A 15665-nucleotide genomic window follows, 5' to 3' on the forward strand; every position below is an offset into this window, starting at 1 on the left:
CTCTATCCGTATGCCCGCGGCGTCAGCGCCGGCGGCTCTTCCGGTCGTCCTTCTCGTGACCCTTGAACGTGCGGGTCAGCGCGAACTCGCCGAGCTTGTGCCCGACCATGGCCTCGGTCACGAAGACCGGGACGTGCTTGCGTCCGTCGTGCACGGCGATCGTGTGACCCAGCATCTCCGGGATGATCGTCGAGCGACGCGACCAGGTCTTGATGACGTTCTTCGAGCCCTTGTCGTTCTGCGTCTCCACCTTCTTGAGCAGGTGGTCGTCGACGAACGGGCCCTTCTTCAGGCTGCGAGGCATGTCTTATCTCCCTCAGCCGCGCTTACGCGTGGCGTAGCGGCGGCGGACGATCAGCCGGTCGCTCGGCTGGCCCTTACGACGGGTGCGGCCCTCGGGCTTACCCTGCGGGTTGACCGGGTGGCGACCACCGGAGGTCTTACCCTCACCACCACCGTGCGGGTGGTCCACCGGGTTCATGGCCACACCACGGACGGTCGGGCGCTTGCCCTTCCACCGCATCCGGCCGGCCTTACCCCAGTTGATGTTCGACTGGTCGGCGTTGCCGATCTCGCCGATGCTGGCGCGGCAGCGCACGTCGACCCGCCGGATCTCACCGGACGGCATGCGGAGGGTCGCGTACACGCCCTCACGGCCGAGCAGCTGGATGCCGACGCCGGCCGAGCGGGCCAGCTTGGCGCCGCCGCCCGGACGCAGCTCCACGTTGTGGATGGTGGTACCGACCGGGATGTTGCGCAGCGGCAGGTTGTTGCCCGGCTTGATGTCGGCGCTCGGCCCCGACTCCACCCGGTCGCCCTGCTTCAGGTCCTTCGGCGCGATGATGTAGCGCTTCTCGCCGTCGGCGTAGTGCAGCAGCGCGATGCGCGCGGTGCGGTTCGGGTCGTACTCGATGTGCGCGACCTTCGCCGGCACGCCGTCCTTGTCGACCCGCTTGAAGTCGATCAGACGGTACTGCCGCTTGTGGCCGCCACCGTGGTGACGCGTGGTGATCCGGCCGTGGGCGTTGCGTCCGCCCTTCTTCGGCAGCGGAGCCAGCAGCGACTTCTCAGGCGTCGACCGGGTGATCTCGGCGAAGTCGGCGACGCTCGAGCCACGCCGGCCCGGCGTCGTCGGCTTGTACTTACGGATAGCCATTGTCTACACCCCTCAGCTGACCGGGCCGCCGAAGGCCTCGATACGGTCACCGTCAGCCAGCTTCACGATCGCCCGCTTGGTGGACTTGCGCTGACCGAAGCCGGTCTTGGTGCGCTTGCGCTTGCCCTCGCGGTTGAGCGTGTTGACCGTCAGGACGCGGACGTTGAAGATCTGCTGGATAGCGATCTTGATCTCGGTCTTGTTGGCGTCCGGGTGCACCAGGAAGGTGTACCAGTTCCGGTTCAGCTCGCTGTAGCTCTTCTCCGAGACGACCGGGGCGACGATGATGTCGCGCGGATCGGCGATCGTGCTCACTTGCCACCCTCCTCGGTGGTCTCGGCGGGAACGCCCAGGAACTCGTCCAGGGCCTCCTTCGTGAAGACCACGTCGTCGGCCACCAGCACGTCGTACGTGTTGAGCTGGCCGGCCTCGATCAGGTGCACGCGCGGCTCGTTGCGCAGCGACACCCAGTTCAGCTCGTCGGTGCTGCTCAGCACGACCAGGACCCGACGGGCCTCGGTCAGCTTCGCCAGCGTGGCCAGCGCGGCCTTGGTCGACGGCTTCTCGCCCGAGACGAACGCCTCGACGACGTGCATCTGGCCGGCGCGCGCCCGGTCGGAGAGGGCGCCACGCAGGGCGGCGGCCTTCATCTTCTTCGGGGTGCGCTGGCTGTAGTCGCGCGGCACCGGGCCGTGGACCACGCCACCGCCGGCGAACTGCGGCGCGCGGATCGAGCCCTGGCGGGCACGACCGGTGCCCTTCTGCTTGTACGGCTTCTTGCCTCCACCGGAGACCTCGCCGCGGGTCTTGGTCTTGTGCGTGCCCTGCCGGGCCGCCGCCAGCTGAGCCACCACGACCTGGTGCATCAGCGGGATGTTGGCCTGAGCGTCGAAGATGTCGGCGGGCAGCTCGACGGAGCCGGCCTTGTTGCCTTCGACGTTGAGGACGTCAACGGTGGTCACTTGGCCGCACCGCCCTTCTTGACCTTGGCCTTGGCCGCGGTGCGGACCAGGACCAGCGCGCCCTTCGGGCCCGGAATGGCGCCGCGGACGAGCAGGAGGTTGTTGTCGGTGTCCACCGCCTGGACGGTCAGGTTCTGGACGGTGTAGCGAACGCCACCCATCCGACCCGCCATCCGGGTGCCCTTGAAGACGCGACCCGGGGTCGCGCAGGCGCCGATCGAGCCCGGCGAGCGGTGCTTGCGCTCGACACCGTGGCTGGCGCGCAGACCGTGGAAGCCGTGCCGCTTCATCGGGCCGGCGTAGCCCTTGCCCTTGGTCTTGCCGGTGACGTCGATGGTCACGCCGGCCGGGAACTCCTCGACCGTGACCTCCTGGCCCGGCGAGTAGTCCGCGGCGTCGGAGGTGCGCAGCTCGACGATGTGCCGGCGCGGCGCGACGTCCGCCTTGGCGTAGTGCCCGGCGATCGGCTTCTTGACCTTGCGCGGGTCGATGGCCCCGTACGCCAGCTGGACCGCGGAGTAACCGTCCTTGTCGGCGCTACGAACCTGGCTCACGACGCACGGGCCGGCCTGAACCACGGTCACGGGAACAACGCGGTTGTTGTCCCAGACCTGGGTCATGCCGAGCTTTGCGCCCAGGATCCCCTTGACTTGCCTGTCCATTTGTCCGGTCCCTACAGCTTGATCTCGATGTCGACGCCAGCCGGCAGGTCGAGGCGCATGAGCGAGTCGACCGTCTTCGGGGTCGGGTCGATGATGTCGATCAGACGCTTGTGCGTGCGCATCTCGAAGTGCTCGCGCGAGTCCTTGTACTTGTGCGGCGAGCGGATAACGCAGAAACGGTTGATCTCCGTGGGCAGCGGCACCGGGCCAGCGACCTGCGCCCCGGTACGCGTCACCGTCTCGACGATCTTCCGAGCCGAGGAGTCGACGACCTCGTGGTCATAGGCCTTGAGCCGGATGCGGATCTTCTGTCCCGCCATGGTGGCTTCTGTTCCTTCTCTCGATGCCGCTGTGTTGCGGGCGCCTGTACCGGCTGGCACAGGCCCACTTCGCCGACCCCCGCGGTCGGGCGTGTCGCGCCCGTGGGCCGGGCTCCGCCCCGGGACTCCGGAGCGATTTCCGACCACGCGGTGGGTCATGGCGCCGATCGCGGTGACCGCGACCTGGACGCCGCGCGAGGGTGGTTGACCGCCAGGGGCGATCAACCACCCTACGCGAGACTGTCTGTCACCCGGAGGTCCAGCGTTAACCGGACGCAGGTAACTGACCGTCGTTACGCAACCTGACTAGTATGCCGCACGACCGGCGGCGACGCTAATCGGGGTTACCCAGCTCACTTGACGATCTTGGTGACGCGACCAGCGCCGACCGTGCGGCCACCCTCCCGGATCGCGAACTTGAGGTTTTCCTCCATCGCGATGGGCTGGATCAGCTTCACGGACATCGTGGTGTTGTCGCCCGGCATGACCATCTCGGTGCCCTCGGGCAGCGTGACGACGCCGGTGACGTCCGTGGTCCGGAAGTAGAACTGCGGACGGTAGTTCTGGAAGAACGGGGTGTGCCGGCCGCCCTCCTCCTTGGAGAGGATGTAGACCGTCGCCTCGAACTCCGTGTGCGGGGTCGTGGTGCCCGGCTTGATGACGACCATGCCGCGCTCGACGTCCTCGCGCTTGATGCCGCGGAGGAGCAGACCGACGTTCTCGCCGGCCCGGGCCTCGTCGAGCAGCTTGCGGAACATCTCGATGCCGGTGCAGGTGGTCTTCATCGACTTCTCGCGGATGCCGACGATCTCCACCTCCTCGTTCGGCTTGAGGATGCCGCGCTCGGCGCGACCGGTGACGACGGTGCCACGACCGGTGATCGTGAACACGTCCTCGATCGGCATCAGGAACGGCTTCTCGGTCTCGCGCTCCGGCTGCGGGATCGCGGTGTCGACAGCGTTCATGAGGTCCATGAGCTTGCCGGTCCACTCGGGGTCACCCTCGAGGGCCTTCAGCGCCGAGACCCGGACGACCGGCAGGTCGTCACCCGGGTACTCCTGCGACGAGAGCAGCTCGCGGACCTCGAGCTCGACGAGCTCCAGGAGCTCCTCGTCGTCGACCATGTCGCTCTTGTTGAGCGCCACGACGATGTACGGCACACCGACCTGACGGGCCAGCAGCACGTGCTCGCGGGTCTGCGGCATCGGGCCGTCGGTCGCCGCCACCACCAGGATCGCGCCGTCCATCTGCGCGGCACCGGTGATCATGTTCTTGATGTAGTCGGCGTGACCGGGGCAGTCGACGTGCGCGTAGTGACGCGCCTCGGTCTGGTACTCGACGTGCGCGATGGAGATCGTGATGCCGCGGGCCTTCTCCTCCGGCGCCTTGTCGATCTCGTCGAACGGCGTGTACGGGTTGAGGTCCGGGAACTGGTCGTGCAGGACCTTGGTGATGGCCGCCGTCAGCGTCGTCTTACCGTGGTCGATGTGACCAATGGTGCCGATGTTGACGTGCGGCTTAGTCCGCTCGAACTTCGCCTTCGCCACTGGTGTCCTCCTGTGGACTTTCTTGGTTCGTTCGCCCCGGTGCGCCGGTCGGCGCTTAGGACTCTGTCGACAGCCTTTCCGGCCTGACGGCCGGAGAGCCTTTGTGGGTTCTGCGGCGATGAAGCCTACAGGCCCGGATTCACACAATCCGACCGAGGTGGCCGCGGGGCGGGAGAACCCTCCCGCGGCCGCCCCGGATCAACGGATCAGCTCAGGGTGAGCGTCACTCACCCGTAGCCTTGGCGATGATCTCCTTCGCGACGCTCTGGGGAACCTCGGCGTAGGAGTCGAACTGCATGCTGTAGCTAGCCCGGCCCTGGGTCTTCGACCGCAGGTCGCCGACGTAGCCGAACATCTCCGACAGCGGCACCAGGGCCCGGACGATGCGAGCGCCGTGACGCTCCTCCATCGCCTGGATGATGCCCCGCCGGGAGTTGAGGTCGCCGATGACGTCACCCATGTTCTCCTCAGGAGTGGTGACCTCAACGGCCATCATCGGCTCGAGCAGTGCGGGGTCGGCCTTGCGGGCCGCCTCCTTCATCACCATCGAACCGGCGATCTTGAACGCCATCTCGGACGAGTCGACCTCGTGGTACTGGCCGTCCAGCAGCGTCAGCTTGACACCCACCAGCGGGAAGCCGGCGAGAATGCCGTACTGCATGGCGTCCTGGGCGCCCGCGTCCACCGACGGGATGAACTCCCGGGGGATGCGGCCACCGGTGACGGCGTTCGCGAACTCGTAGGTCGGCGAGTCGTTGTCCAGCGGCAGCGGCTCCAGGCTCACGATCACCCGGGCGTACTGGCCGGAACCACCGGTCTGCTTCTTGTGGGTGTACTCGACCTTCTCCACCGCGCGGCGGATGGTCTCGCGGTACGCCACCTGCGGCTTGCCGATGTTCGCCTCGACGTTGAACTCGCGGCGCATCCGGTCCACCAGGATGTCCAGGTGCAGCTCGCCCATGCCGGAGATGACCGTCTGGCCGGTCTCCTCGTCCAGCTTGACGCGGAAGGTCGGGTCCTCCTCGGCCAGCCGCTGGATGGCGGTGCTGAGCTTCTCCTGGTCGGCCTTGGTCTTCGGCTCGATGGCCACCTCGATGACCGGCTCCGGGAAGGTCATCGACTCGAGGATGACCGGGTTCGCCGGGTCGCACAGGGTGTCACCGGTGGTGGTCTGCTTCAGACCCTGGACCGCGATGATGTCGCCAGCCTTGGCGGAGCTGCGCTCCTCCCGCTTGTTGGCGTGCATCTGGTAGATCTTGCCGATGCGCTCCTTGCGGTCCTTGGTGGAGTTGACCACCTGGGACCCGGACTCGACCACACCGGAGTAGACCCGGACGTAGGTGAGCTTGCCGAGGTGCTTGTCGGTCTGGATCTTGAAGGCCAGGCCGGAGAACGGCTCCGAGGTGGACGGCTTCCGCTGCAGCGGGGTCTCGCCGTCGGTCGCGGTGCCCTCGATCGCCGGGATGTCCAGCGGCGACGGCAGGAAGTCGACCACGGCGTCGAGCATCGGCTGGACGCCCTTGTTCTTGAACGCGGAGCCGCAGAGCACCGGGTTGGCCTTGCCGGCGATGGTGGCCCGACGGATGGCGGCCTTGATCTCCTCGGCGGAGATCTCCTCGCCCTCCAGGTACTTCTCCATCACCGAGTCGTCGACGTCGGCCAGCGTCTCCATCAGCTTCTCGCGCCACTCGGCCGCGGAGTCGGCCAGCTCGGCCGGGATCTCCTCGATCGCGTAGTCCTCACCCTTCTGGGTCTCCCCGCGCCAGGTGAGGGCGCGCATGCCGATCAGGTCGACGACGCCGATGTGGTCGGCCTCGAGCCCGATCGGGATCTGGAGCACCAGCGGGGTGGCGTTGAGCCGGTCGATCATCATCTGCACGCAGCGGAAGAAGTCGGCACCGGTCCGGTCGAGCTTGTTGACGAAGCACATCCGCGGGACGTTGTACTTGTCCGCCTGCCGCCAGACGTTCTCCGTCTGCGGCTCGACGCCGGCGACACCGTCGTAGACCGCGACCGCACCGTCCAGCACCCGCAGCGACCGCTCCACCTCGACCGTGAAGTCGACGTGGCCGGGCGTGTCGATGATCTGGATCGTGTGGCCCTTCCACTCGCACTTGGTGGCGGCGGAAGTGATGGTGATACCGCGCTCCTGCTCCTGCTCCATCCAGTCCATGACGGCGGCGCCCTCGTGGACCTCACCGATCTTGTACGTGATGCCGGTGTAGAACAGGATTCGCTCGGTGGTAGTGGTCTTACCGGCATCGATGTGCGCCATGATGCCGATGTTGCGTACGTTGGCGAGCGCGTCTGCGGCGGCCACTTCAATCCCTACTTATCGTCGTCTAGACACAACTGGTGGCGGTTCCGGCGCCTCGTGGGCGCCGGAACCAAGGTGTTACCAGCGGTAGTGCGCGAAGGCCTTGTTGGACTCGGCCATCTTGTGCGTGTCCTCGCGCCGCTTGACGGCGGCACCGAGGCCGTTGCTCGCGTCCAGCAGCTCGTTCATCAGCCGCTCGATCATGGTCTTCTCGCGACGGGCGCGGGAGTAGGTGACCAGCCAGCGCAGACCCAGGGTGGTCGCGCGGGCCGGCCGCACCTCGACCGGAACCTGGTAGGTGGCGCCACCGACGCGGCGGCTGCGAACCTCGAGGGTCGGCTTCACGTTGTCCATCGCCCGCTTCAGCGTGACGACGGGGTCGGTGCCGGATTTCTCGCGGCAGCCCTCCAGGGCGGCGTAGACGATGCGCTCGGCGAGCTGACGCTTGCCGCGCAGCAGGATCTTGTTCACCAGCTGGGTGACCAGCGGCGAGTTGTACACCGGGTCAGCGACCAGCGGCTTCCGCGGAGCGGGTCCCTTACGCGGCATGTCAGCTCTTCTCCTTCTTCGCGCCGTAGCGGCTGCGAGCCTGCTTGCGGTTGCGGACACCCTGGGTGTCCAGCGAGCCGCGAACGATCTTGTACCGCACGCCGGGGAGGTCCTTCACACGGCCGCCGCGGACGAGCACGATCGAGTGCTCCTGCAGGTTGTGGCCGACGCCCGGGATGTAGGCGGTCACCTCGATCTGGCTGCTGAGCTTGACACGAGCGACCTTGCGCAGCGCCGAGTTCGGCTTCTTGGGGGTGGTGGTGTACACGCGGGTGCACACGCCGCGACGCTGGGGGGACCCCTTGAGCGCCGGGGTCTTGGTCTTGGTCGTCTTGGCCTGACGGCCCTTTCGGACCAGCTGCTGAATGGTGGGCACCGGGTTTCTCCGCTCCCTTCGGCCGCTGCGAGGCGACCGCGCCGTCTGCTCTAGCCGGCCTGATGGACGGCTCTCCTACATTCCAACCAGGGCCACCTGACGGGGGTCCCAGCACCCGCGGTCGGGCGTGTCGCCCAAGTCACGGTCCCGGCCCGGTCACTCGCGTGTCCCACCGGGTTTTTGTCACCGGCGCAGGAAACTCCCGACGCCAGGTCTTGCGGCTCTGTCGTGCGGCCGCGCGATCACCGACTCACCGGCTCCAGCGCACGCACGCATTGCCCGGGCTGGCCCGGGCACAAGGGGAAAGAGTACCTACCACAGCCGCGCGGGTCAAAACGGAGCGGCTCGGGGGGAACCGCGTCGCGGTCCGCCGGCCGATCGCATCGTGCCCGCGCGCCCGTCATGGGCACCTACGGTGACAAGTGTACCGGCTTCCCCAGCGCTCGGCCCGGCGGCCCCGGTTCCACCCGCGCACCGGACATCCCGGCATACCGGTCATAGCCGGTCAATGCGCGGCCAGGCCGGCCGACCGGGTCACGTGATCTGCACCACCAGGGCCAGCACCAGCCCGCCCAGGCTGATCAGCAGGCCCACTCCCCCGCAACTGACCCCGGCGAGGGCCAGGCCACGCCCGGTGAACCGGACCGCCGGCGGCGGCGCCGGCCGCCGGATCTGCCGCCGGGCCAGCAGCCCCGCCACGACGGCCGCCGTGCCGGCGATCACCCCCAGCACGGTGAACGCCCCGGCGGCCCAGGCGCCGCCGTAGTTCCGCCCGGCGACACCGAAGCAGAGGACCAGCAGCGACACCAAGATCGAGGCGATCCCGATCACCAGCGACCCGATGGCCAGCCCCGACGCGACCGGCGGCACGTCCAGGTGGACCACCCCGAACGGGGTGCCCGGGACCGCGTCGACGCGCTTCGGCGGGCGCGGCGCCTCGCGCGGGGGCGGCGGCACCGACGCCGGAGGTGTCGGACCCCAGCCGCCGCCGGCCGGCGCGCTCCCCGGCGCCGCCCACCCACCACCGGGCACCGGCTGGTTCCCCGGGTACGCCCCGGACGCCGGCCAGCCGGCCGGAGTCACCGGTCCGGCGGCGGCCGGGGACGGGTGGCCGGCGTGCTGCGGCGGGAAACCGGCCGGGGCCGACGGCGGGGCCGCGTACCCCGGGTGAGGTGACGGGGAGCCCCACGGCGCGGCGGCGGGCGGGGCCGGGTGCCCGGCGTGGTGTGCCGGGGAGCCGGGCGGCGCCGGCGGATACGGCCCGGCGGGCGGCCACGGTCCGGGCGCGGCCGACTGCGGCGGCCCGGCCGCGTCCGGCCCGGTGCCGGGGCGGGTCGGATCGCCTCCCGGCGGCGGGGCCGGTTCCGTCACGGGATCCTCCTGTCGACGTGGCTCGCCCACCGCGCGGCGGACACCGGCCAGGCTACCGTCGCGGGTCGCGCCCGCGGGGTCGGGCGCGTGCGGGCTCCCCCGCCCGGTCAGTCGACGTTCGGGGCGAAGTCGTGCCCGAACGGGGCGCCCGCCAGCCGGACCAGGCCGATCACCAGGGCCGCCACGGTCGCGACGGCCGCGAGCAGCAGGCCCGTCCAGGCCAGCTGCTCCCCCCGGCGCAGCCAGCCGGCGCCGGTGAGGAAACCCCCCGAGACGTACGCCTCCCGGCGGGCCTGCCGGGCGAGGGTGAGCGCGATGGTCGCGGGCACCACCCCGCCGACGAAGAAGCCGGTGAGCGCCCCGATCAGCCCGAGGGCGAAGACGGCGCGGGCCTTTGTCGAACGGACCGGCTCCGGGTCGAGCGGGTGGCGGTGCCCCTGCGGAACGACGGGCACCTGCCCGGGCACGGTCGTCATGCCCACCATTCTGCCCCGAGAGCCCGACGCCGGTCGGGCGCTACGCGGCCGACGGCACGGGATCCGGCGATGCCGACGCCTCGGTCCGCCGCGCGGTGAGGCGGTCGGCCCGGAACAACAGCAGCGCGGCAAGTCCCACGACAGCGGCCTCGGTCAGCAGCAACGCGCGGTAGTCGAGCACCCCGATCAGGTACGCGCCGAGCCCGATCGAGAGGGTCTGGGGGACGGTCGTGGTCACCTCGAAGCCGGCGTAGACCCGGCCCTGCAGTCGTTCCGGCGCGCTGCGTTGCAGCAGGGTCAGCAGCGCGATGGCCATCACGGTCAGGCCCGCGCCCGAGCTGACCCGTCCGGCCAGGACCAGGCCGAGCAGCGGGGTGCTGGCCCCGATCGCGCCGGCGGCCCAGGCCAGGAACGCCGCCGCGGCGACGCGTACCTCACCGAAATGCCGGACGGCTGCGGCGCTGGCCAGGCCGCCGAACACCGCCCCGACGCCCTGCGCGGCCTGGAGTACGCCGAGGAACTCCGGGGACCGGTGCAGCCCACGGTCGACGACGGCGTACGCGGTCGACTCACTGAAGCCCAGCACGAGAGCGAGCACACCGGTGGCGAGGACAACCCGGCGGAGCAGGGGGTGGCCGGCGAGATGCCGGAATCCGGCTGTCAGCTCCCCGGCCCAGTGCCGGAGCGCGCCGCCGCCGCGATCCGAGCGCTCGGGGGTGGGGTCCGCGACGCGCAGCGTCAGCAGCAGCACGGCCGCGGCCGCGAACGTCGCCATGTCCAGCGCCGCGACCGCGGCACCGCCGAGCAGCGCGTAGAGGCCGGCCCCGGCGAGCGGGGCGAGCAACCGCAGGCTCTCCCGCGCCGTGCGCAGCAGTGCGTTGGCGTCGGCCAGCAGGTCGTCGGGGAGCAGGCTGACCAGCAGCGCGGACTGGGCTGGCGCGATGACCAGGTTGAGGCACCCGTACAGGAGCATCACCGCGTAGATCAGGGGCACCTGCTCGGGACCGTGGACCGCCAGCAGCGGAAGCAGGATCGCCGCCCCGGTCAGGTTCGCCACCACCAGGAGCCGGCGGCGCGGCAGACGGTCGGCGAGCAGTCCGGCCAGCGGCGCGAGCAGCGCCGGGGCGGTGAAGAAGAGGAAGGTCAGTCCGGCCGCGCCGTCGCTGCCGGTCAGGTCCTTCACCCAGATGCCGCAGGCCAGCCACATCGAGCTGTCGCCGACCAGCGAGAGGGTCTGACCGGCGAGGTAGCGGCGGGCGCGCCGGTCAGCCAGCAGTCGTCGGGTCGACATCCGACACCTCCGGCGCTCGGACGGGGTAGCCGAAGAAGAGCAGTTCGACCGGAAGCGCCCCGGCCGGGCGGGCGTCGGCCCCGGCGCGTCGGGCGTCGAACCGGGCGGTGAATCCGGCGACCAGCTTCCGGTAGGCGGCCGCGAACTCGGCCAGTTCGTCGGGGGTGAGGTGGAAGAGCTGCTGCTGTCCGGTGGCCGCCTGGTACCACTCGGGCGGATAGGTGGGGGCCTCGTCGACGAACCGGCGCAGCCGCTGGACGTACCGGTCGAGCAGGACCCGGTCGAGGGCTTGGGAGGCGCGGGTCCAGTCGGGGTCCTCGGGTCGGGCCGGCGCCGACCAGCCCCGCCGGGTCAGCCGCCAGGGCCGGACCCGGCCGCGGCCGCCGCCGGCCTCCTCCACGAATCCGTAGCGAGCCAGCTGACGTAGGTGGAAGGAGCAGGTGGTGGGGCTCTCCCCGATCAGCTCGCCGGCCTGCGTGGCGGTCAACGGGCCGGCCCCGAGCGCCTCTAGGAGGGCAAGTCGTACGGGGTGGCTGAGTGCGCGGAGCTCTCGAGGGTCGGTGAGGGTGCGGGGTTCGTCGCCGTTCATGTTGTCGAGAGTAGTCTCTCGAGAGAATTCTCTCGAGACGTAACCTTTCAGATGGCGCACCGGAGACGCGACGAGGCCCCCGGCGGGTGCCGGGGGCCTCGTCGTTTCCTACTGCTTAGCGGTACGACCCGAAGTCGAAGTCGTCCAGCGGCACGGCCTGGCCGCTGGCCGGCCCGAAGCCGTAGTCGGTCTCCGGGTAACCGGTCATCGAGTAGACCTTGGCCTTCGCCTCCTCGGTCGGCTCGACCCGGACGTTGCGGTACTTGCTGATGCCCGTACCGGCCGGGATGAGCTTACCGATGATCACGTTCTCCTTGAGGCCGACCAGCGAGTCGCTGCGCGAGTTGATCGCCGCGTCGGTCAGCACCCGGGTGGTCTCCTGGAAGGAGGCCGCCGAGAGCCAGGAGTCCGTGGCCAGCGAGGCCTTGGTGATACCCATCAGCACCGGGCGACCGGCGGCGGGCTCGCCACCCTCGCCGACGAGCCGGCGGTTCTCCGACTCGAACAGCGCCCGGTCGACAAGCACGCCCGGCAGGAACTCGGTCGAGCCGGAGTCGATGACCGTCACCCGCTTGAGCATCTGGCGGATGATGATCTCGATGTGCTTGTCGTGGATGAGCACACCCTGCGAGCGGTAGACCTCCTGGACCTCCTGGGTCAGGTGGACCTGGACCGCGCGCGGACCGAGGATGCGCAGCAGCTCGTGCGGGTCGATGGTGCCCTCGGTGAGCTTCTCGCCGACCTCGACGTGGTCGCCGTCGTGCGCCCGGAGCCGGACCCGCTTCGAGATCTTGTCGTAGACGATCTCGTCGCTGCCGTCGTCCGGGATGACCACGATCTTGCGGGACCGCTCGCCGTCCTCGATCCGGATCCGGCCCGGGGTGTCGGCGATGGGCGCCTTACCCTTCGGGACCCGGGCCTCGAAGATCTCCTGGACACGGGGCAGACCCTGGGTGATGTCCTCACCCGCGACACCACCGGTGTGGAAGGTACGCATCGTCAGCTGCGTACCCGGCTCACCGATCGACTGGGCGGCGATGATGCCGACCGCCTCGCCGACGTCCACGGTCTTGCCGGTCGGCAGCGAGCGGCCGTAGCACGCACCGCAGACGCCCAGCTTCGACTCGCAGGTGAGCACGCTGCGCACCCGCACCGTCTCCACCCCGGCGGCGACGATCGCGTCGACCAGGATCGAGTTGAGGTCCTGACCCCGCTGGGCCACCACGGTGCCGTCCGGCCCCTTGATGTCGTCGGCCAGGGTCCGGGCGTGCACGCTGGTCTCGGCGTGCTCGTGCACGACCAGCTTGCCGTCGAGCCGCTCGCCGATCTGCATCGGGATGGCGCGGTCGGTGCCGCAGTCCTCCTCGCGGATGATGACGTCCTGCGAGACGTCCACCAGACGCCGGGTCAGGTAACCCGAGTCGGCGGTACGCAGGGCGGTGTCCGCGAGACCCTTCCGGGCGCCGTGCGTGGAGATGAAGTACTCCAGCACGGACAGACCCTCCCGGTACGAGGCCTTGATCGGCCGCGGGATGATCTCGCCCTTCGGGTTGGCCACCAGACCACGGATCGCCGCGATCTGCCGGAGCTGGAGCAGGTTACCGCGGGCACCCGAGTTGATCATCTTCCACAGTGGGTTCTCCTGCGGCAGCGCGGTGTCCATCTCCTTGGCGACCTCGTTGGTCGCCTTGGTCCAGATCTCGATGAGCTCGCCGCGACGCTCCTCGGCGGTCATCAGACCACGCTGGTACTGCTTGTCGATCCGGTCGGCTTCCTTCTCGTACTTGTCCAGGATCTCCCGCTTGCGCGGGGGCGCGATGACGTCCTCCATGCCGATGGTGACGCCGGACCAGGTGGCCCAGTGGAAGCCGGCCTCCTTGAGCCCGTCCAGGGTGGCCGCCAGAGCGACCTTCGGGAAGCGCTCGGCGAGGTCGTTGACGATCGCGGAGAGCTGGCCCTTGCGGATCTCGTAGTTCACGAAGCGGTAGCCCTGCGGCAGCGTCTCGTTGAACAGGACCCGGCCCAGGGTGGTCTCCACCGTCACCGGCTCGCCCTCGACCCAGCCCTCGGGCGCGACCCACGGCTCGGCGCCGGCGCCGTTGTCGACACCGACGATGCCCCGCAGGCGGATCTTGACCGGGGTCTGCAGGTGCAGCTCACGGTTGTCGTACGCCATCCGCGCCTCGGCGTCCGAGCTGAACGCCCGGCCCTCGCCCTGCCCACCGGGGGTGAGGTGGGTGAGGTGGTAGAGGCCGATGACCATGTCCTGGGTGGGCATGGTGACCGGCTTGCCGTCGGCCGGCTTGAGGATGTTGTTCGACGACAGCATCAGGATCCGCGCCTCGGCCTGGGCCTCGGCGGACAGCGGCACGTGGACCGCCATCTGGTCACCGTCGAAGTCGGCGTTGAACGCGGTGCAGACCAGCGGGTGGATCTGGATGGCCTTGCCCTCGACCAGCTGCGGCTCGAAGGCCTGGATGCCCAGCCGGTGCAGGGTCGGCGCCCGGTTCAGCAGGACCGGGTGCTCGCCGATGACCTCCTCCAGCACATCCCACACGACCGGCCGCTGCCGCTCGACCATCCGCTTGGCGGACTTGATGTTCTGCGCGTGGTTGAGGTCCACCAGCCGCTTCATCACGAACGGCTTGAACAGCTCCAGCGCCATCTGCTTGGGCAGGCCGCACTGGTGCAGCTTGAGCTTCGGGCCGACCACGATGACCGAACGGCCGGAGTAGTCGACGCGCTTGCCGAGCAGGTTCTGCCGGAACCGGCCCTGCTTGCCCTTGAGCATGTCGGAGAGCGACTTCAGCGGGCGGTTGCCCGGACCGGTGACCGGCCGGCCGCGACGGCCGTTGTCGAACAGCGCGTCGACGGCCTCCTGGAGCATCCGCTTCTCGTTGTTGACGATGATCTCGGGCGCGCCGAGGTCGATCAGCCGCTTGAGGCGGTTGTTCCGGTTGATCACGCGGCGGTACAGGTCGTTCAGGTCGGAGGTCGCGAAGCGGCCACCGTCCAGCTGCACCATCGGGCGCAGGTCCGGCGGGATGACCGGAACGCAGTCCAGCACCATGCCGAGCGGCGAGTTGCGGGTGTTCTGGAACGCCGCCACGACCTTGAGCCGCTTGAGCGCCCGGATCTTCCGCTGGCCCTTGCCGGACCGGATGGTCTCGCGCAGGCTCTCGGCCTCGGCCTCCAGGTCCATGTTCTGGACCAGCGCCTTGATGGCCTCGGCGCCCATGCTGCCGGTGAAGTACTCGCCGAAGCGGTCGCGCAGCTCGCGGTAGAGCAGCTCGTCGGTGACCAGCTGCTTCGGCTCGAGCTTGCGGAAGGTGTCGAGGACCTCGTCGAGGCGGTCGATCTCGCGCTGGGCCCGGTCGCGGATCTGGCGCATCTCGCGCTCTCCGCCCTCCTTGACCTTGCGCCGGACGTCCGCCTTCGCGCCCTCGGCCTCCAGCTCGGCCAGGTCGGCCTCGAGCTTGGCGGCCCGCTTCTCGATCTCCGAGTCGCGGCTGTTCTCGGCCTGCCGCTTCTCGGCCAGGATCTCGTTCTCGATCGTCGAGAGGTCACGGTGACGCGCTTCGGCGTCCACGCTCGTCACGACGTACGAGGCGAAGTAGATGATCTTTTCGAGGTCCTTCGGGGCGAGGTCCAGCAGGTAGCCCAGCCGGCTCGGCACGCCCTTGAAGTACCAGATGTGGGTCACCGGAGCGGCAAGCTCGATGTGACCCATCCGCTCCCGGCGGACCTTGGAGCGGGTCACCTCGACGCCGCAGCGCTCGCAGATGATGCCCTTGAAGCGGACCCGCTTGTACTTACCGCAGTAGCACTCCCAGTCCCGCTGCGGGCCGAAGATCTTCTCGCAGAAGAGCCCGTCCTTTTCCGGCTTCAGGGTGCGGTAGTTGATGGTCTCGGGCTTCTTGACCTCGCCGTGGGACCACTGACGGATGTCGTCGGCGGTGGCGAGGCCAATGCGCAGCTCGTCGAAGAAGTTGACGTCGAGCACTATGTCCCCTATGTCGTCGTCTGTACTGCCTAGCTAACGGGCGGGG

Annotated in this window: 15 protein-coding genes; all 15 read right to left on the minus strand. The window is 69.4% G+C overall.

Features of this window, described 5'->3' with window-relative positions; translation table 11 throughout:
- Positions 1-22: 22 nt before the first annotated feature.
- The 15 genes from rpsS to ACZ6PY_RS11505 all read right to left on the minus strand — a co-directional run bounded on the left by rpsS (position 23) and on the right by ACZ6PY_RS11505 (position 15619).
- Positions 23-304 carry a 30S ribosomal protein S19 gene (gene rpsS / locus ACZ6PY_RS11435; RefSeq protein WP_007073032.1) on the minus strand — a complete coding sequence of 94 codons (282 nt, stop codon included), beginning with the start codon at positions 302-304 and terminating at the stop codon, positions 23-25.
- Positions 305-316: 12 nt separating this feature from the next.
- Positions 317-1156: a 50S ribosomal protein L2 gene (gene rplB / locus ACZ6PY_RS11440; protein WP_262283037.1), complete on the minus strand. Its 840-nt coding sequence runs from the start codon at positions 1154-1156 to the stop codon at positions 317-319.
- A 12-nt stretch (positions 1157-1168) separates the two neighbouring features.
- The gene (gene rplW, locus ACZ6PY_RS11445; RefSeq protein WP_091317975.1) at positions 1169-1471 is read right to left on the minus strand and encodes a 50S ribosomal protein L23; all 303 of its coding nucleotides are present in this window, start codon (positions 1469-1471) and stop codon (positions 1169-1171) included.
- Complete coding sequence (gene rplD / locus ACZ6PY_RS11450) at positions 1468-2118, minus strand: 50S ribosomal protein L4 (protein ID WP_466071314.1); 651 nt, start codon at positions 2116-2118, stop codon at positions 1468-1470. The genes rplW and rplD overlap by 4 nt, the downstream gene beginning before the upstream one ends.
- Positions 2115-2780: a 50S ribosomal protein L3 gene (gene rplC, locus ACZ6PY_RS11455; protein ID WP_466071316.1), complete on the minus strand. Its 666-nt coding sequence runs from the start codon at positions 2778-2780 to the stop codon at positions 2115-2117. Before rplC ends, rplD begins: the two co-directional genes overlap by 4 nt.
- An 11-nt stretch (positions 2781-2791) precedes the next feature.
- Complete coding sequence (rpsJ, locus tag ACZ6PY_RS11460; RefSeq protein ID WP_007073037.1) at positions 2792-3100, minus strand: 30S ribosomal protein S10; 309 nt, start codon at positions 3098-3100, stop codon at positions 2792-2794.
- 353 nt (positions 3101-3453) lie between these two features.
- Positions 3454-4647, minus strand: coding sequence for an elongation factor Tu (gene tuf / locus ACZ6PY_RS11465; protein WP_091262807.1), 1194 nt, complete (start codon positions 4645-4647; stop codon positions 3454-3456).
- 223 nt (positions 4648-4870) lie between these two features.
- Positions 4871-6967: an elongation factor G gene (gene fusA / locus ACZ6PY_RS11470; protein WP_466071318.1), complete on the minus strand. Its 2097-nt coding sequence runs from the start codon at positions 6965-6967 to the stop codon at positions 4871-4873.
- A gap of 75 nt (positions 6968-7042) precedes the next feature.
- Positions 7043-7513: a 30S ribosomal protein S7 gene (gene rpsG / locus ACZ6PY_RS11475; RefSeq protein ID WP_077938296.1), complete on the minus strand. Its 471-nt coding sequence runs from the start codon at positions 7511-7513 to the stop codon at positions 7043-7045.
- Between the two features lies 1 nt (position 7514).
- On the minus strand, positions 7515-7889 hold the full coding sequence (rpsL, locus tag ACZ6PY_RS11480; protein WP_007465318.1) for a 30S ribosomal protein S12: 375 nt from the start codon (positions 7887-7889) through the stop codon (positions 7515-7517).
- A gap of 534 nt (positions 7890-8423) precedes the next feature.
- Positions 8424-8846: a hypothetical protein gene (locus ACZ6PY_RS11485; protein WP_466072064.1), complete on the minus strand. Its 423-nt coding sequence runs from the start codon at positions 8844-8846 to the stop codon at positions 8424-8426.
- A 521-nt stretch (positions 8847-9367) separates the two neighbouring features.
- On the minus strand, positions 9368-9736 hold the full coding sequence (locus ACZ6PY_RS11490) for a hypothetical protein (RefSeq protein WP_466071320.1): 369 nt from the start codon (positions 9734-9736) through the stop codon (positions 9368-9370).
- Between the two features lie 40 nt (positions 9737-9776).
- Positions 9777-11027 (minus strand): MFS transporter, encoded by a 1251-nt coding sequence (locus ACZ6PY_RS11495; RefSeq protein WP_466071322.1) that lies wholly within the window; start codon positions 11025-11027, stop codon positions 9777-9779.
- A complete protein-coding gene (locus ACZ6PY_RS11500) occupies positions 11002-11616 on the minus strand; it encodes an ArsR/SmtB family transcription factor (RefSeq protein WP_466071324.1) in 615 nt (204 codons plus the stop codon). Before ACZ6PY_RS11500 ends, ACZ6PY_RS11495 begins: the two co-directional genes overlap by 26 nt.
- A 115-nt stretch (positions 11617-11731) precedes the next feature.
- Positions 11732-15619 carry a DNA-directed RNA polymerase subunit beta' gene (locus ACZ6PY_RS11505; protein ID WP_466071326.1) on the minus strand — a complete coding sequence of 1296 codons (3888 nt, stop codon included), beginning with the start codon at positions 15617-15619 and terminating at the stop codon, positions 11732-11734.
- Positions 15620-15665: the final 46 nt, after the last annotated feature.

This window comes from Micromonospora sp. NPDC048907 (genome assembly GCF_055586885.1).

Bases quoted from the DNA above. Each gene is read 5' to 3' on its own strand.
- rpsS (WP_007073032.1), bottom strand. From the start codon at position 304: ATGCCTCGCAGCCTGAAGAAGGGCCCGTTCGTCGACGACCACCTGCTC.
- rplB (WP_262283037.1), bottom strand. From the start codon at position 1,156: ATGGCTATCCGTAAGTACAAGCCGACGACGCCGGGCCGGCGTGGCTCG.
- rplC (WP_466071316.1), bottom strand. From the start codon at position 2,780: ATGGACAGGCAAGTCAAGGGGATCCTGGGCGCAAAGCTCGGCATGACC.
- rpsJ (WP_007073037.1), bottom strand. From the start codon at position 3,100: ATGGCGGGACAGAAGATCCGCATCCGGCTCAAGGCCTATGACCACGAG.
- rpsG (WP_077938296.1), bottom strand. From the start codon at position 7,513: ATGCCGCGTAAGGGACCCGCTCCGCGGAAGCCGCTGGTCGCTGACCCG.
- ACZ6PY_RS11490 (WP_466071320.1), bottom strand. From the start codon at position 9,736: ATGACGACCGTGCCCGGGCAGGTGCCCGTCGTTCCGCAGGGGCACCGC.
- ACZ6PY_RS11495 (WP_466071322.1), bottom strand. From the start codon at position 11,027: ATGTCGACCCGACGACTGCTGGCTGACCGGCGCGCCCGCCGCTACCTC.
- ACZ6PY_RS11500 (WP_466071324.1), bottom strand. From the start codon at position 11,616: ATGAACGGCGACGAACCCCGCACCCTCACCGACCCTCGAGAGCTCCGC.